Below are 17,374 nucleotides of genomic sequence, written 5' to 3' on the forward strand. Positions count from 1 at the left end.
CGGGAGGAGTCTCCCGCGCGAATCCCGAAACCGTCTAACGGCCCGCCACGAAAGGGGAGCCATGAATCCGCTCGACCGATACGAGTCGCTCGTCGACGACGTCGACGCGTTCCGGGCGGCGTGCGACCGCCCGCTCCCCTCGGTCGTGCGTACGAACCGGATCGCGGCGGCGCCGGCCCGCGTCCGCGAGGCGTTCGACGAGGCGGGGGTGGCGTACGAGCCGGTGGACTGGCACGACGGTCTCTTTCGGCTCCCGGACGGGAACCCCGGCGGCAACTGGCCGTACGTTCACGGCTGGACCCACGGGCAGGAGGAGGTGTCCGTGCTGCCGACGCTCGCGCTCGACCCGCAGCCGGGCGAGCGCGTCTGGGACGCCTGCGCGGCTCCCGGAAGCAAGACCACCCAGATTGCGGACGCGATGGACGACGAGGGGACGGTCGTCGCCAACGACAACAACCTCGGGCGGCTCTCCGCGCTCCGGCACAACGCCGAGCGCCTCGGGATCACGAACGCGGTCGTCACGAACCAGGACGCCCGCAACTTCTCGACGAAGCCGCTGGCGTTCGACGAGTTCGACCGCGCGCTGGTCGACGCCCCCTGCTCGTGTGAGGGCACCTGCCGGAAGAACCCGGACGTGCTCGACCAGTGGACGCTCGACCACGTCCACGCGGTCGCGGGGATCCAGAAGGGGGTGCTGGCGCGGGCGGTTCAGGCGACTCGTCCGGGCGGCACCGTCGTCTACTCCACCTGTACGTTCGCGCCCGAGGAGAACGAGGCCGTCCTCGACCACGTCCTCGCGAACGAGAACTGCGAACTGGCCGAGTTCGACCTGCCGCTCGAAACTGACCCCGGCGTCACCGAGTGGGACGGCGAGACGTACGACGAGTCCGTGACGCGCGCGAAGCGGGTCTACCCGCACCGGAACGACACGGGCGGGTTCTTCTGCGCGAAGCTGCGCGTTGGCGGGGAGGCGGGTGAGGGAAGCGGAGACGCGGCTGTCGACGGCGAGGAGGTGGCCGCATGAGCGACGGCGATTCCGGCGGCGCCGCCCCCACCAACGACGGCCAGCAGTTCGACCGGTTGCCGGCGACGCCCGCCGATCGGGAGGTGGAGGGCCGGGCGAGCCGCGAGGAGGTCCTCGACTGGTGGGCGGAGCGGTTCGAAATCGGGAGGGAGGTCTTCGCGGAGTACACCTTCTGGGAGAAGGGCGCCGGGAAAATCTGGATCTTCAACGGCGAGGCGACCGACCCGAGCGAGGTGGAGGCGGTCGGGATGACGTTCCTCCGGACGCGGCAGGAGCACTGGAAGCCGACCGGGCGGGCGGTGTCGCGGTTCGGTTCGCGCGCGACGAAGAACGTGATCGAACTGGACCCGGAGCAGGCGGCGACCTTTGCGGCAGGCGACGATCAGGATATCCCCGAGTGGGAGGGCGACTGGGGCTACCTGATCGCGACTCACGAGGTCGCCGGCGAGCAGGTTCCGATCGGCGTGGGGCTGTATTTATACGACGACCTGCGCTCTGTGGTGCCGAAAGGGAGTCGAGCGGACCTGCCCGTCGTGGAGTGAGAGATCCTGTTAGCGAGCCGGTTTATTGTTTATAAATAGCTGATATCGGATCGGCGGTGAACACCTCTAAAGCCCCAGCCGTGAGGCGGCCGTACGCTCGCTGCGGTTCTCAGTCGCTCGCTTCGCTCGCTCCTTCCGGTCCTTGCGTCGCCTACGCCCGCCTCACGGCTGCCCCTTTGAGTCCCACCCGACCGCGACCGCACAGCACCTCACACCTCCCCAGCCTCGTCGGCCGGCCTCCGCTTCGCTCCGGCCGCCCGACTCCCTCGCACGCGCTCCTCGCGCCCTCCGGGCGCTCGGAGGCGCGCGCCACCGCACCGGTTTAAATATCCTATTTCGATTTCTCCCGGACCGTCCCGCCCCCGAGTCCCTCCCACTCAACGCGGTACCCGAGCCGCGAGAGCGCGGCGCTCGCGTCGTTGACGCCGTACTCGTCGAGGACCGCTTCGGCTTCCGAGAGCGACATCTCCACTTCGATTTCCTCGCCGATCGCTTCCAACACCGCGGGCCGAACGAGCGTCCGCCCGATGCGCTCGTGGTCGGGAAACGCCTTGTCCTCTACCGCCTCGACGCTCACGCCGTGTTCGTCTGCGAGGTCGTCCAGTCCGATCGCGTCGGCGTCGGGCGAGAGGGCGTCGGGGAGGGCGGCGGCCGCGTCCGCGACGAACTCGGCCTCGTACTCGCGGAGCACGTCGACCACGTCCTTCACCCGGACCGTCCCGGAGTAGGTGACGACGCGGTGGTCTCGCGCGGCTATCTCCTCGCCCACGCCGAGGCTCTCGTCGACGGCGACGAGGAGGTCAACGTCCTCCACGTCCGCGAGCTGGCCGAGCTTCTTTGCGACGTACTCGGGCGTCCAGAAGCCCATCACCTCGAAAAAGAGTCTGAAGTCGGCGTGGTCGTAGTCGAACGCGAAGTCCGGGATCATCACGCTCGCGCCCGTCTCCAGCGGCTCCGGCTCGCGCACCAAGGTCCAATCGAGGTCGAGTCCGCGGACCCGCCCGGCGAAGTCGGACTCGACCCCGCTGTCGAAGTCGGGTTCGGCGACCGGCTCCACGTCCGGCACGCTCACGTCGCCGTCCGAGAGCCGCATCGTGCGCTCGCGGCCGCGATCGTCTATCGTCGCCGTCAGCTCCCACTCCGCCGACTCCGCGACGGTGCGGAGCAGGCGCGCGAACGCGGTGCCGTAGCGTCGCGTGCGCGAGAACAGCCTGTCCGGCCCGGTGACGACCAGTTCGCGGCCCTCGGGGGTCTGCTCCACCTCGTACATCAGCCGTAGGCGCTTGACGGCGGAGACGAGGCGCTTGGGGTCGTTCGACCGCACCCTGACCTCGGTGGCGTCGAAGAGGGCTGTCTGGGCCAGCGAGAGGTCGTACTGCTCCAGCAGGGAGTCGGGGTCCCACCGTACGTCGCCGTCGACGAGGACCTGATTGACGTCGCGGTCGGCGTACAGCGACGCGTCCACGTCCGCCGATTCGATCCCGAGCGCGTCGGCCGCGCGGTCGACCGCGTCCTCCCGCTCCGCCTCGCTCGCGACGCCAACCGCCTCCGCGGCCTCGAACGCGGCCCGCCGGACGCGACGGGGCGGGACCGGCGCGCGCGTCTCGAACTCGCACTCGCGCTCGACGAGCGCCGCCAGCCCGCGGACCAGCTTGAAGTCGCCGTTCCGCGCGGCAGCGTCGGACTCCAGCTCCGCCAGCGCGCTGTCGAGGTCGCCGCGGCGCTCGCCGACGTGCGACTCGAACGTCCCGAGGACCTGCGCCGCGAGCGGCCGGTGTTCCCGGGTCGCGAACTGCGGGCGGTAGCCGCCGCCCGCCCGGGAGACGCGCAGGAGGTCCTTCCGTAACACGGCCGCGGCTACGCGAGCGCCCGTCTAAAACCGGGCGGTTTCCCCGGTGCGACACGCTTAACTCCGAAACCCGTCGATCGGAGGGTAATGAGTACCGACGCGGCGAGCGACACGGACGCCGGCGGTGAGAGCGACGACGCCGGCGACGCCGCTTCCTCCGAGGCGTTCGTCCGGACCTGCGAGCATCTCGTCGAGCGCATCCTCGACGGCGAGATCGAGCGCGACGACCTCGAGAGCGCCAAGCTCGACGCCTGCTCGGAGTTCGGCTCTCCGAAGGTGCCGAAGAACACCGAGATACTCGACCACGCGCCCACGGAACACCGCGACGACGTGATCGAAGTGGTCCAGCGCAAGCCCGTCCGGACCGCCTCGGGCGTCTCGCCGGTCGCGATCATGACCTCGCCGGAGCTGTGCCCGCACGGGAAGTGCCTCTACTGCCCCGGCGGCCCAGCCTCGGAGTTCTCCTCGGCGCAGTCGTACACGGGCCACGAGCCGGCCGCGGCCCGCGGCGAGCAGAACGACTACGACCCGTACGGGCAGGTCACCCTCCGGCTCGAACAGCTCCGGAAGATCGGCCACCCGGTCGACAAGGTCGAACTCATCCTGATGGGCGGGACGATGACGGCGCGCTCGCACGACTACCAGGAGTGGTTCGTGAAGCGCGCCCTTCAGGCGATGAACGACTACGATCTCGACAAGGAGCCGGAGCCGGCCGAGGGGGAGTCGTTCGCGCCCGCCCGGGAGGAGACGGAGTTCGAGTATCTGGAGGACGTGATCGCGGAAAACGAGACGAACGCGATCCGCAACATCGGCACCACCTTCGAGACGAAGCCGGACTGGTGTGACCCGGAACAGATCGACCGCATGCTCGATCTGGGCGGCACGAAGGTCGAGGTCGGCGTCCAGACCACCTACGAGCGGATCAACCGCGAGATCCACCGCGGCCACGGCAACGAGGCGAGCCGGAACGCGAACCGCCGCCTGCGCGACGCCGCGTTCAAGGTCGGGTTCCACATGATGCCCGGCCAGCCGGGGATGACCCGGGAGATGTGTCTGGAGGACTTCCGCCAGCTGTTCGACAACCCCGACTGGCGGCCCGACTACCTGAAGATCTATCCCACCCTCGTCGTCGAGGGGACCCGGGTGTACGACCGCTGGCGCCGCGACGACTTCGACCCGCTGACGAGCGAGGAAGCGGCCGATCTCGTCGCCGACGCCATGGACCTCATCCCGAAGTACACGCGGCTCCAGCGCGTCCAGCGCGACATCCCCGCGGACTTCATCGACGCCGGCGTCCAGAAGTCGAACCTCCGCCAGCTCGCGGCCCAGCGGGCCGAGGAGAAGGGAATCGTCCAGCGCGACATCCGCGCCCGCGAGGTCGGCCACAACGACGCCGACCCGGACCCGGACGACGTCGAACTCGATGTCACCACCTACGAGGCCGGCGGCGGGACGGAGCACTTCATCGCGTTCGAGGATCCCGTCCGCGACCTCCTCGTCGGCTTCTGCCGCCTGCGGTTCCCTTCGTTCGCGCCCGACCAGCCGGGCGCGCCGGGCACCGAGAGCGACCCGATCCGCCCCGAACTCGAAGACGCCGCCTTAGTCCGCGAGCTCCACGTGTACGGCAACGAGGTCGGCATCGGCGGCGACGGCGACTGGCAGCATCAGGGGTACGGGACGAAGCTCCTCGAACGCGCCGAAGAGCTGTCTCGCGAGGCAGGCTTCCGGAAGATCGCGGTCATCTCCGGGATCGGCGCCCGCGAGTACTACCGGAACAAGCTCGGCTACCGACAGGACGGGCCGTACGTGTCGAAGCGGCTCTGACCGGATCGAGAGCGGTCCGGTCGCCCGCTTCGTCGCCCCCGCAGTCCCCACCGCACCCACAACGACACGCCTTTTTCCGGCCCGCCGGTCTCTTTCGAGTATGGACCAGAAGCGGGAGCTGTCGAGCATCGACCTCGCCGCGCTCGTCACCGAGCTGAATCGGTACGAGGGCGCGAAGGTCGACAAGGCGTACCTCTACGACGACGACCTGCTCCGGCTGAAGCTCCGCGACTTCGACCGCGGCCGCGTCGAGCTCATGATCGAGGTCGGCGACGTGAAGCGCGCGCACGCCGCCGACCCGGACCACGTCGCGGACGCCCCGGGCCGCCCGCCGAACTTCGCGAAGATGCTCCGGAACCGGATGTCCGGCGCGGACTTCGCGGGCGTCGAGCAGTACGAGTTCGACCGTATCCTCACGTTCGAGTTCGAGCGCGAGGACCAGAATACGACGCTCGTCGCCGAGCTGTTCGGCCAGGGGAACGTCGCCGCGCTCGACGAGACGGGCGAGGTGATCGGGGCGCTCTCGACCGTCCGGCTGAAGTCACGCACGGTCGCGCCCGGCTCGCAGTACGAGTACCCGGCCTCGCGGTTGAACCCGCTCGACGTGAGCTACGGCGGATTCGAGCGGCACATGCGCGAGTCGGACAGCGACGTGGTGCGCACCCTCGCCACCCAGCTGAACCTCGGCGGGCTGTACGCCGAGGAGGTGTGTACCCGGGCCGGCGTGCCGAAGGAGACGCCCATCGAGGAGGCGACCGACGACCAGATCCGCGCGCTCCACGACGCGCTCGCCCGGATCGACGAGCGGCTCCGCTCGGGCGACGTCGACCCCCGCGTGTACGAGGAGTCGATCGACGGCGGCGAGGGGAGCGACGGCGGCGAGAGGAGTGATGGAGACGACGGGAGTGACGGAGACGACGACGTCGACCCCCGCGTCGTCGACGTGACGCCGTTCCCGCTCGCGGAACACGAGGGGCTCCCGAGCGTCGGGTTCGACTCCTTCAACGACGCCGTCGACGAGTACTTCTACCGGCTCGGGAGCGAGGACACCGCCGAGGGTGAGTCGCCCGCGGACGCGAGCGCCTCGCGTCCCGAGTTCGAGGAGGAGATCGCCAAACAGGAGCGGATCATCGAACAGCAGGAGGGAGCGATCGAGGGGTTCGAGGAGCAGGCGCAGGCGGAGCGGGAGCGCGCGGAGCTACTGTACGCGAACTACGACCTCGTCGACGAGGTGCTCTCGACGGTGCGGGAGGCCCGCGAGAACGACGTGCCGTGGGACGAGATCGAAGCGACCCTCGACGCGGGGGCGGAACGCGGCATTCCGGCCGCGGCGGCCGTCGTCGACATCGACGGCGGCGAGGGGACGGTGACGGTCGAACTCGCCGAGGATAGCGACGACGGGGACGACGGGGGGACGACCCGGATCGAGCTCGACGCGAGCGAGGGTGTGGAGGTCAACGCCGACCGCCTCTACCAGGAGGCGAAGCGCGTCGAGGAGAAGAAGGCGGGCGCGAAGGCGGCGATCGAGTCGACCCGAGAGGAACTGGAGGCGGTCAAGGCGCGGAAAGAGGAGTGGGAGGAGAAGCAGGCTGCCGACGACGGGGGTGGCGGGGACGGCGACGACGGGGAGGAAGGCGACGACGAGGAGGAGTACGAGACGGACTGGCTCTCCCGCTCGTCGATCCCGATCCGGAGTCCGGACGACTGGTACGACCGGTTCCGCTGGTTCCACACCTCGACGGGCTACCTCGTCATCGGCGGGCGCAACGCTGACCAGAACGAGGAGCTGGTGAAGAAGTACATGAGCAAACACGACCGGTTCTTCCACACGCAGGCGCACGGGGGACCGGTGACGATTCTGAAGGCGTCCGGTCCCTCGGAGTCGGCCGACCCGGTCGACTTCTCCGAGGAGACGCTGCGGGAGGCCGCGCAGTTCGCCGTCTCCTACTCGTCGGACTGGAAGGACGGCCGCGGCGCGGGCGACGCGTACATGGTCGAGCCGGACCAGGTGTCGAAGACGCCCGAGAGCGGCGAGTACATCGAGAAGGGGAGCTTCGTGATCCGCGGCGACCGCACCTACTTCGAGGACGTGCCCTGCCGGATCGCGGTCGGCGTCCAGTGCGAGCCGGTCACCCGCGCTATCGGCGGGCCGCCGTCGGCGATTGTCGACCGCGCGGCCGCGCACGTCACCTTCGAGCCGGGGATGTACGCGCAAAACGACGCCGCGATGATGGCGTACCGGAACCTGAAAGAGCGGTTCGCGGACCAGTCGTTCGTGCGGAAGGTCGCGAGCGCGGACCGGCTACAGGAGTTCCTCCCGCCGGGCGGGTCGGACATCGTGGACTGAGGGGTGGTCTCTCGCGCCGGCGCATCGCGCTCGAAGCCGCACCCCGAGCGCGACGTTTTCAAGCCTCCGCGACCGAGGGGCGCCATGGCCTTCGAATCGCTGCCGGAGGGGTGGCGGGTGTGGAACGAGGAGCCCAGCGGGCGGGCCATCCTCGTCTACCGCCCCGACGTCTTCGGGACCGGCGACCTCCCGGACGAGTGTCTCCCGACCATCTACCTGACGAACGGCTCCCGGAACGCCCGGCCCGGCTCCGGCCAGTACGCCACCGACGAGTGGCACGTCGTCTGCTTCTTGGAGCCGGAGATCGAGGCGGTCGCGGAGACCTACGAGAGCCGCGAGGCGGGCGCGGCCGGCGCGGTCGACGTCGCGGAGCGGTTCGTCGCGGGCGAGGTGGATTACCGGGGCGCGTATCAGGTGCCGCGGGAGGCGTACTTCGCGCGCCTCGACGAGTTCGTCGGGGGCGAGGAGACCGCCTGACGACGCGGCGGCTGCGAGAGTTTTATCCACGATTACGCATAATATGGTGTGAGAAGGGGAGCGATACGCCACGAACACGAGGATTTTTATCGCCGCCCGCCCGACCCTCGCGTACATGAACGCCGGTGGGGACTACGGCGGCGACGAACCGCGGGAGAAGTGCGGCGTCGTCGGCGTCTCGCTCGAGGACCGGGAGGCCGCGCGACCGCTGTACTACGCGCTGTACGCGCTCCAACACCGCGGTCAGGAGTCGGCAGGGATCGTCACGCACGACGGGTTCCAACAGCACAGCCACGTCGAGCGCGGACTCGTCGGCGACGCGTTCGAGGAGGGGGACCTCGCGTCGCTGTCGGGCGGCACCGGCATTGGCCACGTGCGCTACCCGACCGCCGGCAGCCTCGACAAGAGCTGCGCGCAGCCCTTCTCCGTCTCCTTCAAGTCCGGATCGCTCGGCCTCTCGCACAACGGCAACCTCGTCAACGCCGACGAGGTGCGCGAGGAGCTGGCCGCGGCGGGCCACGCGTTCACCTCCGACGGCGACACCGAGGTGATCGCCCACGATCTCGCGCGCAACCTCCTCGAAGAGGACCTCGTGCGCGCCGTCAAACACACGATGAACCGCATCCACGGCTCCTACTCGCTGGCGATCACCCACGACGACACCGTGTTGGGCGTGCGCGACCCGCTCGGGAACCGCCCGCTGTGTCTCGGGAAGATCGACGGCGGCTACGTCCTCGCGAGCGAGTCCGCCGCCATCGACACGCTCGACGGCGAGCTGATCCGCGACGTGCGACCCGGCGAACTCGTCGTCCTGGATCCCGACGGCACCGGCTACGACACGTATCAGCTCGTGGAACGCGAGTCGACCGCCCACTGCTTCTTCGAACACGTCTACTTCGCGCGCCCCGACTCCGTCATCGACGAGAGCCTCGTGTACGAGGTGCGCCGGTCGCTCGGCCGGAAGCTCTGGGAGGAGTCCGGCGTCGAGTCCGACGTGGTGATGCCCGTCCCCGACTCCGGGCGCGCGTTCGCCTCCGGCTACGCGGACGCCGCGGGCGAGACCACGGCCGACGGCGAGCCTCGGGCGGCCGACGACGGCGGCGTGGAGTTCGCGGAGGGACTGATGAAAAACCGGTACGTGGGTCGGACGTTCATCATGCCGACCCAAGACGAGCGCGAGCGCGCGGTCCGGCTGAAGCTCAATCCGATCAAGTCGACGGTCGAGGGGAAGTCGGTCACCATCATCGACGACTCCATCGTCCGCGGGACGACCTCGACGCAGCTCGTCGAGCTGGTCCGCGAGGCGGGCGCCGAGGAGGTTCACCTCCGGATCGGCGCGCCGCCGATCCTCGCGCCCTGCTACTTCGGCATCGACATGGCGACGCGCGAGGAGCTGATCGCGGCCGACGCCTCGACCGAGGAGATCCGCCAGGAGGTCGGCGCGGACTCGCTTTCGTACCTCTCCATCGACGCGGTCGCGGAGGCGGTCGGCGAGAGCCGCGCGGACCTGTGTCTCGGCTGCGTCACCGGCGAGTACCCGTTCGACGTCGAGGGCGAGGCGACCGACCGCGACGTCGACGCGCCGGTCTCGGACCCGACGCCGGCGGACGATTAGCCGCCGACGCACGCGGACGGACAGCGGCACTGTGTCTCCCTCGAACCCCGCACACGTTCGCCGCCGGTCCGGCCGCTCGGGACGTATCGGGGGCTTAAATACGCTCACGGTCAGACGTAGGGGTATGACACGGAACGCCGACGCTGCGACCGAGGGCGACGACGCCGGGTCGATGAGCCGTCGCGGGTTCTTCCGCGCTGGGGCCGCCGGGGCGGCGGTCGCCGCGGGGGTCGCCGCCGGAAGCGGGACCGCGGCCGCCCAGTACGACGGCTGGCTGGAGGGCGTCAGCAACTACGACGGCACCCACGACTACCGCGGTCAAGACGAGGTGACCGTCGAGGTCGGGGCGGGCGAGAACGGACTCCGGTTCGGTCCCGCTGCGATCCTCATCGATCCGGGTGCGACCGTGGTCTGGGAGTGGACCGGGCAGGGCGGCGGCCACAACGTTGTCGCCAACGACGGCGCCTTCGAAAGCGGCGAACCCGTCGCGGAGGAAGGGACGACCTTCGAGCACACCTTCGAGGACGCGAGCGAGGGCGACCGGTTCCGCTACGTCTGCGAGCCCCACGAGGGCGCCGGCATGAAAGGCGTCGTCGCGGTCGGCTCCGTCGACGACGACCTCGTCGACCCAGAGGGCGGCTCCGGCGGCGGCGCGTCCGGCTACGGCGACTGGTTCGAGAACGTCGGCAACTACGAGGGGACGCAGGACCTCCGCGGTCAGGACGAGGTCTCCGTCTCCGTCGGCGCCGGCGAGAACGGCCTGCTGTTCGACCCGCCCGCGATTCTGGTCGATCAGGGGACGACGGTGATCTGGGAGTGGACCGGCGAGGGCGGCGGTCACAACGTCGTCGAAGAGGACGGCGCCTTCGAAAGCGGCGAACCCGTCGCGGAGGAAGGGACGACCTTCGAGTACACCTTCGAGGACGCGAGCGAAGGCGACGTGTTCCGCTACGCCTGCGCGCCGCATCAGGGAGCCGGGATGAAGGGCGCGGTCGCGGTCGGCGCCGTCGACGACGAACTCCTCGGCGGCGAGGGCGGTGAGGGCGGCTCCGGCGGCGGGAGCGGCCTCTCCGCGAGCGACATCGGAACGCTGGCGCTCGGGTTCGGCTTCGCGGGCGCGCTGCTCGTCCCGCTGTTCTACGCGGCACACCAGAAGGCCGAGCGGAACAAAAACCGCACCGCCTAGTCGTCGGCTGCGCCGGTTTTTCTGCCGCGGGTCTTCAGTAGACGTGGTACAGCATGAGGTACACACCGATCCCCATCGCGAACGACACCAGCCAGAGGACGGCGCCGACGAAGCCGACCTGCGAGTGTCGGGTGTGATACAGCTCCTCGTACGGTCGGGTCGCGGCGAGGAAGAGGGCGTGGAAGACGAACGGGATACAGACGATCGCGAGCAGGATGTGGATCGCGAGGAACGGGAGGTAGACGTACGAGTAAACGACCTCCGGGCCGGGGAACTCGGTGGTGCCGACGTGGATCAGCCGGTAGAGGTACGCGCCGAGGAACGCCGCGAACAGCGCGAACGAGGAGACCATGAAGTTCCGGTGCCGGGTCACGTTCCCGCGGGAGATCGCGCGCCAGCCGAGGACGATCGTGGCGATGGCGGTCGCGGAGACGGCGGCGTTGAAGTGCGGGATCGCGGCGAGGACGGCGTCGCTCGCGCGCGGTAGCAGCGAACTCGGGATGACGCCGCCGACCGCGGCGAAGACGAGCGCGAGCGCGGCGACGGAGGCGACGGCGGTCAGAACGGAGACGTTCTCACGGACCCAATCGGACATGTCCGTGCGGTGGGACGCGACCCCCAAACGCGTGCCGGTTACGGTCGACGCGGTTGGGTGGCGGTCGACGTGGTCCGGTTGCGGTCGACGTGGTCCGGTTGCGGTCGACGTGGTCCGGTTGCGGTCGACGTGGTCCGGTTGCGGTCGCGGGGTCACAGCCGCGTTCCGCCGCCCGAGGGTCTGCGAAACCCCGCCACGGTCCCGCCAAATGGAAGGGCTTTTAATTAGGGGAAGGGTACGTGGAGACGCGACAGAACACCGCGAGCGTGGGTAGCCAAGCCAGGCCAACGGCGCAGCGTTGAGGGCGCTGTCCTGTAGAGGTCCGCCGGTTCAAATCCGGTCCCACGCATCGCAGGGGTACACCCCCGAACGATGTACGGTGTTGTCTCTACGACAGCACCCACGCACAATTCCTTTCGACCGCTACGCGACGAGTGACGGCTATACTCGGTTCCGACTGGTGACGCGACGGTTGTTTTCGCATCCACAGTCGATCGTTTATAAATGGCTACCGACGGATCGACGGGGATCACCGCCAAAGCCCCAGCCGCGAGGGCTCGCGCGACTCGCTGCGGTCCTCGGTCGGTCGCTTCGCTCCCTCCCTGCGGTCCTTACGTCGTCGTGCTTCGCCCTCGCGACTGCCCCTTTGAGTCCCACCCGACCGCGACCGCACCGCACCTCACGCCTCCCCAGCCTCGCCGCTCGCTCCCTCCGGTCGCTCGCGGCGTCCCTCGCGCGTGCTCCTCGCGCCCAAGGGGCGCTCGGAGGCACGCGCCACCGCCCGGTCATTTATAAATAATCTCGGTGGTCTCGCTCCGCACCGCCCACGCGAACTGCCACCCTTTTAGTCGCGCGCCGTCGGAGTGAGGCGTAATGAGTACGGACGCGACCCCCGAGTACGACTACGAGGAACTGGGGCTCGTCGCCGGCCTGGAGATCCACCAGCAGCTCGACACCGAGACGAAGCTGTTCTGTGACTCCCCGACCGTCGAGCGCGACCCGGACGAGGCCGAGCGGTCGATCACCCGCCGACTCCACCCGACGAAGAGCGAACTGGGCGAACTCGACGACGCCGCGATGGAGGAGAGCCGCGTCGACCGCGAGTTCACCTACCTCGCGTACGACACCACCTGCCTCGTCGAGGAGGACGACGAGCCGCCCCGGCGCGTCGACGGCGAGGCGCTCGCCGTGGCGCTCCAGATCGCCGACCTCCTCGACCTCTCGGTCGTCGATCAGGCCCACGTGATGCGGAAGCTCGTCATCGACGGCTCGAACACCTCCGGCTTCCAGCGCTCGATCCTCCTCGGTCAGGACGGCGAAATCGAGACCGAGTCCGGCTCGGTGTCCGTCGTCGACCTCATGCTCGAAGAGGAGTCCGCGAAGCGCGTCGAGGAGACCGAGGACGGCGTCGTCTACTCGCTCGACCGGTTGGGGGTGCCTCTCGTCGAAATTGGGACGGGACCGGACATCCGCAGCCCCGAGGGCGCGCGGCAGGCCGCCGAGCGCATCGGGATGCTGCTGCGCTCGACGGGTGCGGTGAAGCGCGGTCTCGGCACGATCCGGCAGGACGTCAACGTCTCTATCGCCGACGGCGCCCGCGTCGAGGTGAAAGGAGTCCAGGACCTCCAGGGGATCGAGGACATCGTCCGCGGCGAGGTCGGGCGGCAGGCGGAGCTGCTGAACATCCGCGACGAACTGCGCGAGCGCGACGCGAGCGTCGGCGACGTCTCGGACGTGACCGACGTGTTCGCCGACACCGACTCGGGCGTCATCCGCGGCGCGCTCGACGCCGGCGGGAAGGTCACCGCGGTCCCGCTGTTCGGCTTCGACGGCCTCGTCGGCCGCGAGATCCAGCCCGACCGCCGACTCGGCACGGAGTTCTCCGACCACGCGAAGCGCCACGGCGCGGGCGGCATCTTCCACACCGACGAGCTGCCGGCGTACGGCGTCACCAAGGCGGAGGTCGACGCCCTCCGCGACGCGGTCGGCGCGGGCGACGACGACGCGGTCGCAATCGTCGCGGCCGACCCGGAGACCGCCGACCTCGCGATCGAGGCGGCCGCCGAGCGCGCGGAGACCGCCATCGAGGGCATCCCCGAGGAGACCCGCGGCGCGAACGACGACGGCACGACGCGCTACCTCCGGCCGCTCCCGGGCGCCGCGCGGATGTACCCCGAGACGGACGTGCCGCCGGTCGAGCCGGATCCCTCCGACGTGGAGGCGCCCGAGCTGCTCGACGAGAAGGCCGAGCGCTACGCCGACGAGTTCGGACTCGACGCCGGTCTCGCAGAGCAGGTCGCGTTCGGCCAGCGGTTCCCGCTGTTCGAGGCGGCCGTCGACCGCGGTGTCGACCCCACCTTCGCCGCGTCGACGCTGGAATCGACGACGACGGAGATCCGACGCGACGGCGCTCCCGTCGAGAACCTCACCGACGAGCACTTCCTCGACCTGTTCGCCCTCGTGGAGGACGGCGACCTCGCGAAGGAGGGCGTCCCCGAGGTGCTGACGACGCTCGCGGAGGACCCCTCGCTGTCCGCGGCCGAGGCCGTCGAGGAGGCGGGTCTCTCGGGCGTGAGCGAAGACGAGGTCCGCGAGGCCGTCGTCGAGGTCGTCGAGCGCAACGCCGACCAGATCGAGGCCGAGGGGATGGGCGCCTTCTCGGGACTGATGGGGGAGGCGATGGGCGCCCTCCGCGGGAAGGCCGACGGCGAGGTCGTCTCCGACGTGTTGCGCGAGGAGATCGGCAAGCGGTCGTAACCGGATTCGACGGTCACGGGCGAAACTCTCCCGGTCCGCGAAACACCTGATATCCCCGACATTTTTCTCCGTCGGTGCGGAAGCCGATTCCATGAGAGAGCCGTTCGACCCGGGGTTCGACTTCGACCGCGGGACGGTCGCGGCGGTCACCGCGACGACGGTCCTCCTCTGTGCGACCGTGCTGTTCGTGCTGGACCGCCCCGCGTGGATGCTTCCCGTCGCCATCACCGTCGGCGGGTTCGCGACGGCGCTCGGCGGCTTCTACGACGCGAGCGCGAACAACGCGCTCCTCGGCGTGGCGCTCGCGACGCTCCCGCTGTACCTGCTCGTGTTCGTCTACCGGATCGGCGGCGTTCCGACCCCCGGAACCGACCCCGACCTGCTGTTCGCGACCGCCGTCTACTCGATGGCCGACATGATCGGCTACATACCCATGATGGCGGTGTTCGCCTATCTCGGCGCCACCGCCGCCGACCGCGCCCGGCGCCGCTTCGAGCCGCCGGTCGGCTACCGCGACCGCGAGGAGACCCGACGGATAACCGGTCTCGACGACGAGACGCGCTGACCGACCGATCTTCGATCCCCCGTCAGTCGGTCAGCTCTTCGATCAGTCAGTCAGCTCTTCGATCAGCGTGTCGAGGTCGTACGTCGCCGGCGCGCGCGACTCATCGCGCAGGGTCGCGATGGTAAACGTCGAGTTCGTGCGCTCGACCTCCGGGATCGCCTCGAAGTCGCTGATGAGCCGCTCGACGGTGTCCGACGAGGAGAGCCGTGCCAGGACGACGAAGTCCGTCTCGCCCATCGTGAAGAACGTCTCCGTGACGCCCTCCACCGCCAGGAGTTCGTCCGCGAACTCCTCGTAGGGTCCCTCGTAGTTCGCGAGCACCTCGACGATGACGGTGACGCCCAAGCCGAGCGCCTCGTGGTCGAAGTCGTACAGGTCGTTCTCGATGACGCCGTCCTCGCGGAGGTTGTTCAGCCGGTAGTGGATCGTCGATACCGGAATCCCCGTCTCCTCGTGGAGCCGTTCCGGACTCCCGGTGCCCAGATCGGCGATGGCCTTCAACAGCCGCACGTCGCGCTCGTCCATACCCCGGGATCGGACCCCGATCGGTTGTATATGTCGGCCGACAGGGTTGGATCTGAGTCCAAGATACCGACGCATATCGGAACCAAATCGGATCTAATTCGTATGTCTGATTGATCATCCCGAATCTTGGGAGATATCGGAGTGTAGTTTAACTATCGTCGTGTATTTCGAACAGATAACGAATGAAGCTCGCAAAACTCCTCTCTACTCCGGAAGCGATCGTCGGCGCGTTCCTCCTCCTCGCGACGCTGTGGGGTACCTCCTTCGTCGCCATCGAGGCCGGTCTCCACTACTTCCCGCCGCTGCTTTTCGCCGGCGTCAGGTACGTAATCGCCGGCGCGGTCGTGTTGGCCTACGCCGCGGTCGCCGCGGACCGGTGGATCCCGCGCGGCCGCGACGAATGGCTCGGCGTCGCCGTCGCCGGCACCTTCGTGATCGCGGCGTACCACGGGTTCCTCTACCTCGGCGAGATCCGGATCTCCGGCGCCGTCGCCGCCGTCGTCGTGAGCCTCGCGCCGGTTCTGACCGCCGTGTTCGCGGCCGCGCTCCTCCCGAACGAGCGGCTCGGACCCGTCGAGATCGGTGGGTTCGCGCTCGGCGTCGTCGGCGTGGTCGTGGTCGCCGACCCGGCCGCGGCCGGACTCGGCAGTGCGGCGGTCGTCGGCGTCGCGCTCGCGTTCGCGGGCGCGGTCGCCTTCTCGCTGGGCGCCGTCCTGCTCCGGCCGCTCCGAACCGATCTCCCGATCGCCGCGCTTCAGGGCTGGGCGATGGTGATCGGGGCCGGGCAGCTGCTCGTCGCCGCCGTCGCGATCGGCGAGTCGCCCGCCGCGATCGTCTGGAACCAGACGTCTATCGCGTCGCTCGCGTACCTGACGCTGCTGTCCGGCGTCGTCGCGTTCCTCCTGTACTTCGCGCTGCTCGACGCCGTCGGCCCGTCGCAGCTCCACCTCGTCGGGTACGCGGAGCCGGTCGTCGCCGCGGTCGGCAGCTGGGTCCTGCTCGGCCACCTCATCGACGCCGAGGCGCTGATCGGGTTCGTCGCGATCCTCGCCGGCTTCCTCGTCTTGGAACGGCAGGAGATAGCCGACTACGTCGGTATCGACCGGCTGACGCGGTAGCGACCGTCAGAACGGTCTCTTTGCCGTTCGAGAGGGCTTAGCCCTCGATGTCCTGACTCAGTCCCGTGCGGAGGTCGCGACCGAAGTAGTGCCCGAGCAGCGCGAGGACCAGGCCGACGCCGCCGCCGACCGCGACGAGTGGGAGCCCCCACTGCGAGAGGTAGTCGATCCCGATCGGGAGGAAGCCGACGCCGAGGACGCTCGTCACCGTGCTCACCGCGCCCGCCGCGGCGCCGGCGATCCCCGTCTCGGCGTACCGGCGCGTCGACAGCACGAGACCGAGCAGGAACGCGGCGAGGAACACGCCGCCCGCGGTCCCGACCATCCCGCCGATGAGCGGGATCAGGCTCACGGCGAACACCCCGACTGCGACGGTAACGAGCGCGAGCGCGAACGCCTTCGCCGAGAACCACCGGCCGGAGACGCCAATTCTCCCGGATTTACCGCTGCTCCCGGTACTTCGGGCGCTTCCCGCGCTCGATTCGGCAGCCGCGGGGGCGCCGGAATCGGCGTCGGACTCCCCCTCGCCGCTCGCGAGGTCGTCGTCGAGGAGTTCGTCGAGGTCGTCCATCGGATCGCCCTCGGACGACTCGGGCTCCTTGGAGGGTTGCGATACCGGAGCGTTCGGCCCCGCGGACTTGGCTTTTGTGCCGCGGGTTGCGTTCGTGCCGTCGAGTTCGTGCCGTCGAGTTCGTGCCGTCGAGTTTGTACCGTCGAGTTCGTACCGCTGTCGTGTCTGTGCCGCCCGTCGCCGCGCGGTCGCGTGTGACGCGGTACCGTTCGCCGTTTCACCGGAAACGAGGTGTCCCCCTACCCGAGTCCGACCCTACTCACCCTCTACTCTCCCACGTCCGCCTCCGGGTCGGACTGCCGCCCGCCCCACACACGCTTGTCGACGAGCGCGACCGTCTCGCCGTCTTTCTCACCGGTAGCGTCGCCTTCGGTCATCG

At 69.4% G+C, this 17,374-nt stretch carries 14 protein-coding genes and 1 tRNA gene; 11 read left to right on the forward strand and 4 right to left on the reverse strand.

The features are described from left to right. The first annotated feature begins 61 nt into the window (after window positions 1-61). Together ACODNG_RS00220 and ACODNG_RS00225 are read left to right on the forward strand one after the other, a co-directional pair. A complete protein-coding gene (locus tag ACODNG_RS00220) occupies window positions 62-1,024 on the forward strand; it encodes an RsmB/NOP family class I SAM-dependent RNA methyltransferase (RefSeq protein WP_434521932.1) in 963 nt (320 codons plus the stop codon). Then, window positions 1,021-1,566 carry a DUF7122 family protein gene (locus ACODNG_RS00225; RefSeq protein WP_434521933.1) on the forward strand — a complete coding sequence of 182 codons (546 nt, stop codon included), beginning with the start codon at window positions 1,021-1,023 and terminating at the stop codon, window positions 1,564-1,566. Before ACODNG_RS00220 ends, ACODNG_RS00225 begins: the two co-directional genes overlap by 4 nt. Before the next feature lie 331 nt (window positions 1,567-1,897). Here the strand turns inward: ACODNG_RS00225 and ACODNG_RS00230 are convergent, their stop codons facing one another. After that, window positions 1,898-3,415, reverse strand: a complete 1,518-nt coding sequence (locus ACODNG_RS00230) for a DUF790 family protein (RefSeq protein ID WP_434521934.1) — start codon at window positions 3,413-3,415, stop codon at window positions 1,898-1,900. A gap of 87 nt (window positions 3,416-3,502) precedes the next feature. Between ACODNG_RS00230 and ACODNG_RS00235 the strand changes: the two genes are divergently transcribed. The 5 genes from ACODNG_RS00235 (at window position 3,503) to ACODNG_RS00255 (ending at window position 10,864) form a co-directional block, all read left to right on the forward strand. Further along, entirely contained in the window at window positions 3,503-5,239 is a 1,737-nt protein-coding gene (locus ACODNG_RS00235) for a tRNA uridine(34) 5-carboxymethylaminomethyl modification radical SAM/GNAT enzyme Elp3 (RefSeq protein ID WP_434521935.1), read from the forward strand. Between the two features lie 100 nt (window positions 5,240-5,339). Further along, window positions 5,340-7,586, forward strand: a complete 2,247-nt coding sequence (gene rqcH, locus ACODNG_RS00240) for a ribosome rescue protein RqcH (protein WP_434521936.1) — start codon at window positions 5,340-5,342, stop codon at window positions 7,584-7,586. An 84-nt stretch (window positions 7,587-7,670) separates the two neighbouring features. Further along, window positions 7,671-8,063: a DUF5820 family protein gene (locus ACODNG_RS00245; protein ID WP_434521937.1), complete on the forward strand. Its 393-nt coding sequence runs from the start codon at window positions 7,671-7,673 to the stop codon at window positions 8,061-8,063. A 115-nt stretch (window positions 8,064-8,178) separates the two neighbouring features. Next, window positions 8,179-9,678 (forward strand): amidophosphoribosyltransferase, encoded by a 1,500-nt coding sequence (gene purF / locus ACODNG_RS00250; protein ID WP_434521938.1) that lies wholly within the window; start codon window positions 8,179-8,181, stop codon window positions 9,676-9,678. Window positions 9,679-9,802: 124 nt separating this feature from the next. After that, window positions 9,803-10,864 carry a halocyanin domain-containing protein gene (locus tag ACODNG_RS00255; protein ID WP_434521939.1) on the forward strand — a complete coding sequence of 354 codons (1,062 nt, stop codon included), beginning with the start codon at window positions 9,803-9,805 and terminating at the stop codon, window positions 10,862-10,864. Between the two features lie 34 nt (window positions 10,865-10,898). Here the strand turns inward: ACODNG_RS00255 and ACODNG_RS00260 are convergent, their stop codons facing one another. Continuing rightward, window positions 10,899-11,459: a DUF420 domain-containing protein gene (locus tag ACODNG_RS00260; RefSeq protein ID WP_434521940.1), complete on the reverse strand. Its 561-nt coding sequence runs from the start codon at window positions 11,457-11,459 to the stop codon at window positions 10,899-10,901. A gap of 264 nt (window positions 11,460-11,723) precedes the next feature. Here ACODNG_RS00260 and ACODNG_RS00265 point away from each other — a divergent pair. From ACODNG_RS00265 to ACODNG_RS00275, 3 genes are all read left to right on the forward strand, one after another. Next, window positions 11,724-11,808 (forward strand) — tRNA-Leu (locus ACODNG_RS00265). A gap of 524 nt (window positions 11,809-12,332) precedes the next feature. Further along, the gene (gene gatE, locus ACODNG_RS00270) at window positions 12,333-14,216 is read left to right on the forward strand and encodes a Glu-tRNA(Gln) amidotransferase subunit GatE (RefSeq protein ID WP_434521941.1); all 1,884 of its coding nucleotides are present in this window, start codon (window positions 12,333-12,335) and stop codon (window positions 14,214-14,216) included. 91 nt (window positions 14,217-14,307) lie between these two features. Further along, on the forward strand, window positions 14,308-14,781 hold the full coding sequence (locus ACODNG_RS00275; protein WP_434521942.1) for a hypothetical protein: 474 nt from the start codon (window positions 14,308-14,310) through the stop codon (window positions 14,779-14,781). A 42-nt stretch (window positions 14,782-14,823) separates the two neighbouring features. Here the strand turns inward: ACODNG_RS00275 and ACODNG_RS00280 are convergent, their stop codons facing one another. Further along, the gene (locus tag ACODNG_RS00280) at window positions 14,824-15,306 is read right to left on the reverse strand and encodes an Lrp/AsnC family transcriptional regulator (RefSeq protein ID WP_434521943.1); all 483 of its coding nucleotides are present in this window, start codon (window positions 15,304-15,306) and stop codon (window positions 14,824-14,826) included. 182 nt (window positions 15,307-15,488) lie between these two features. Here ACODNG_RS00280 and ACODNG_RS00285 point away from each other — a divergent pair, with 182 nt between their 5' ends. Continuing rightward, window positions 15,489-16,424: a DMT family transporter gene (locus ACODNG_RS00285; protein ID WP_434521944.1), complete on the forward strand. Its 936-nt coding sequence runs from the start codon at window positions 15,489-15,491 to the stop codon at window positions 16,422-16,424. Window positions 16,425-16,461: 37 nt separating this feature from the next. Here ACODNG_RS00285 and ACODNG_RS00290 read toward each other — a convergent pair whose 3' ends face one another. Then, complete coding sequence (locus ACODNG_RS00290; protein WP_434521945.1) at window positions 16,462-16,995, reverse strand: hypothetical protein; 534 nt, start codon at window positions 16,993-16,995, stop codon at window positions 16,462-16,464. Between the last annotated feature and the right edge of the window lie 379 nt (window positions 16,996-17,374).

The sequence above is a fragment of the Halorubrum sp. AS12 genome, assembly GCF_051122765.1.
Lineage (GTDB): Archaea > Halobacteriota > Halobacteria > Halobacteriales > Haloferacaceae > Halorubrum > Halorubrum trapanicum.

Excerpts from the sequence above, each read along its gene's own strand:
- ACODNG_RS00220 (WP_434521932.1), top strand. The coding sequence starts at position 62 with ATGAATCCGCTCGACCGATACGAGTCGCTCGTCGACGACGTCGACGCG.
- ACODNG_RS00225 (WP_434521933.1), top strand. The coding sequence starts at position 1,021 with ATGAGCGACGGCGATTCCGGCGGCGCCGCCCCCACCAACGACGGCCAG.
- ACODNG_RS00235 (WP_434521935.1), top strand. The coding sequence starts at position 3,503 with ATGAGTACCGACGCGGCGAGCGACACGGACGCCGGCGGTGAGAGCGAC.
- rqcH (WP_434521936.1), top strand. The coding sequence starts at position 5,340 with ATGGACCAGAAGCGGGAGCTGTCGAGCATCGACCTCGCCGCGCTCGTC.
- ACODNG_RS00245 (WP_434521937.1), top strand. The coding sequence starts at position 7,671 with ATGGCCTTCGAATCGCTGCCGGAGGGGTGGCGGGTGTGGAACGAGGAG.
- purF (WP_434521938.1), top strand. The coding sequence starts at position 8,179 with ATGAACGCCGGTGGGGACTACGGCGGCGACGAACCGCGGGAGAAGTGC.
- ACODNG_RS00255 (WP_434521939.1), top strand. The coding sequence starts at position 9,803 with ATGACACGGAACGCCGACGCTGCGACCGAGGGCGACGACGCCGGGTCG.
- ACODNG_RS00260 (WP_434521940.1), bottom strand. The coding sequence starts at position 11,459 with ATGTCCGATTGGGTCCGTGAGAACGTCTCCGTTCTGACCGCCGTCGCC.
- gatE (WP_434521941.1), top strand. The coding sequence starts at position 12,333 with ATGAGTACGGACGCGACCCCCGAGTACGACTACGAGGAACTGGGGCTC.
- ACODNG_RS00275 (WP_434521942.1), top strand. The coding sequence starts at position 14,308 with ATGAGAGAGCCGTTCGACCCGGGGTTCGACTTCGACCGCGGGACGGTC.
- ACODNG_RS00280 (WP_434521943.1), bottom strand. The coding sequence starts at position 15,306 with ATGGACGAGCGCGACGTGCGGCTGTTGAAGGCCATCGCCGATCTGGGC.
- ACODNG_RS00285 (WP_434521944.1), top strand. The coding sequence starts at position 15,489 with ATGAAGCTCGCAAAACTCCTCTCTACTCCGGAAGCGATCGTCGGCGCG.
- ACODNG_RS00290 (WP_434521945.1), bottom strand. The coding sequence starts at position 16,995 with ATGGACGACCTCGACGAACTCCTCGACGACGACCTCGCGAGCGGCGAG.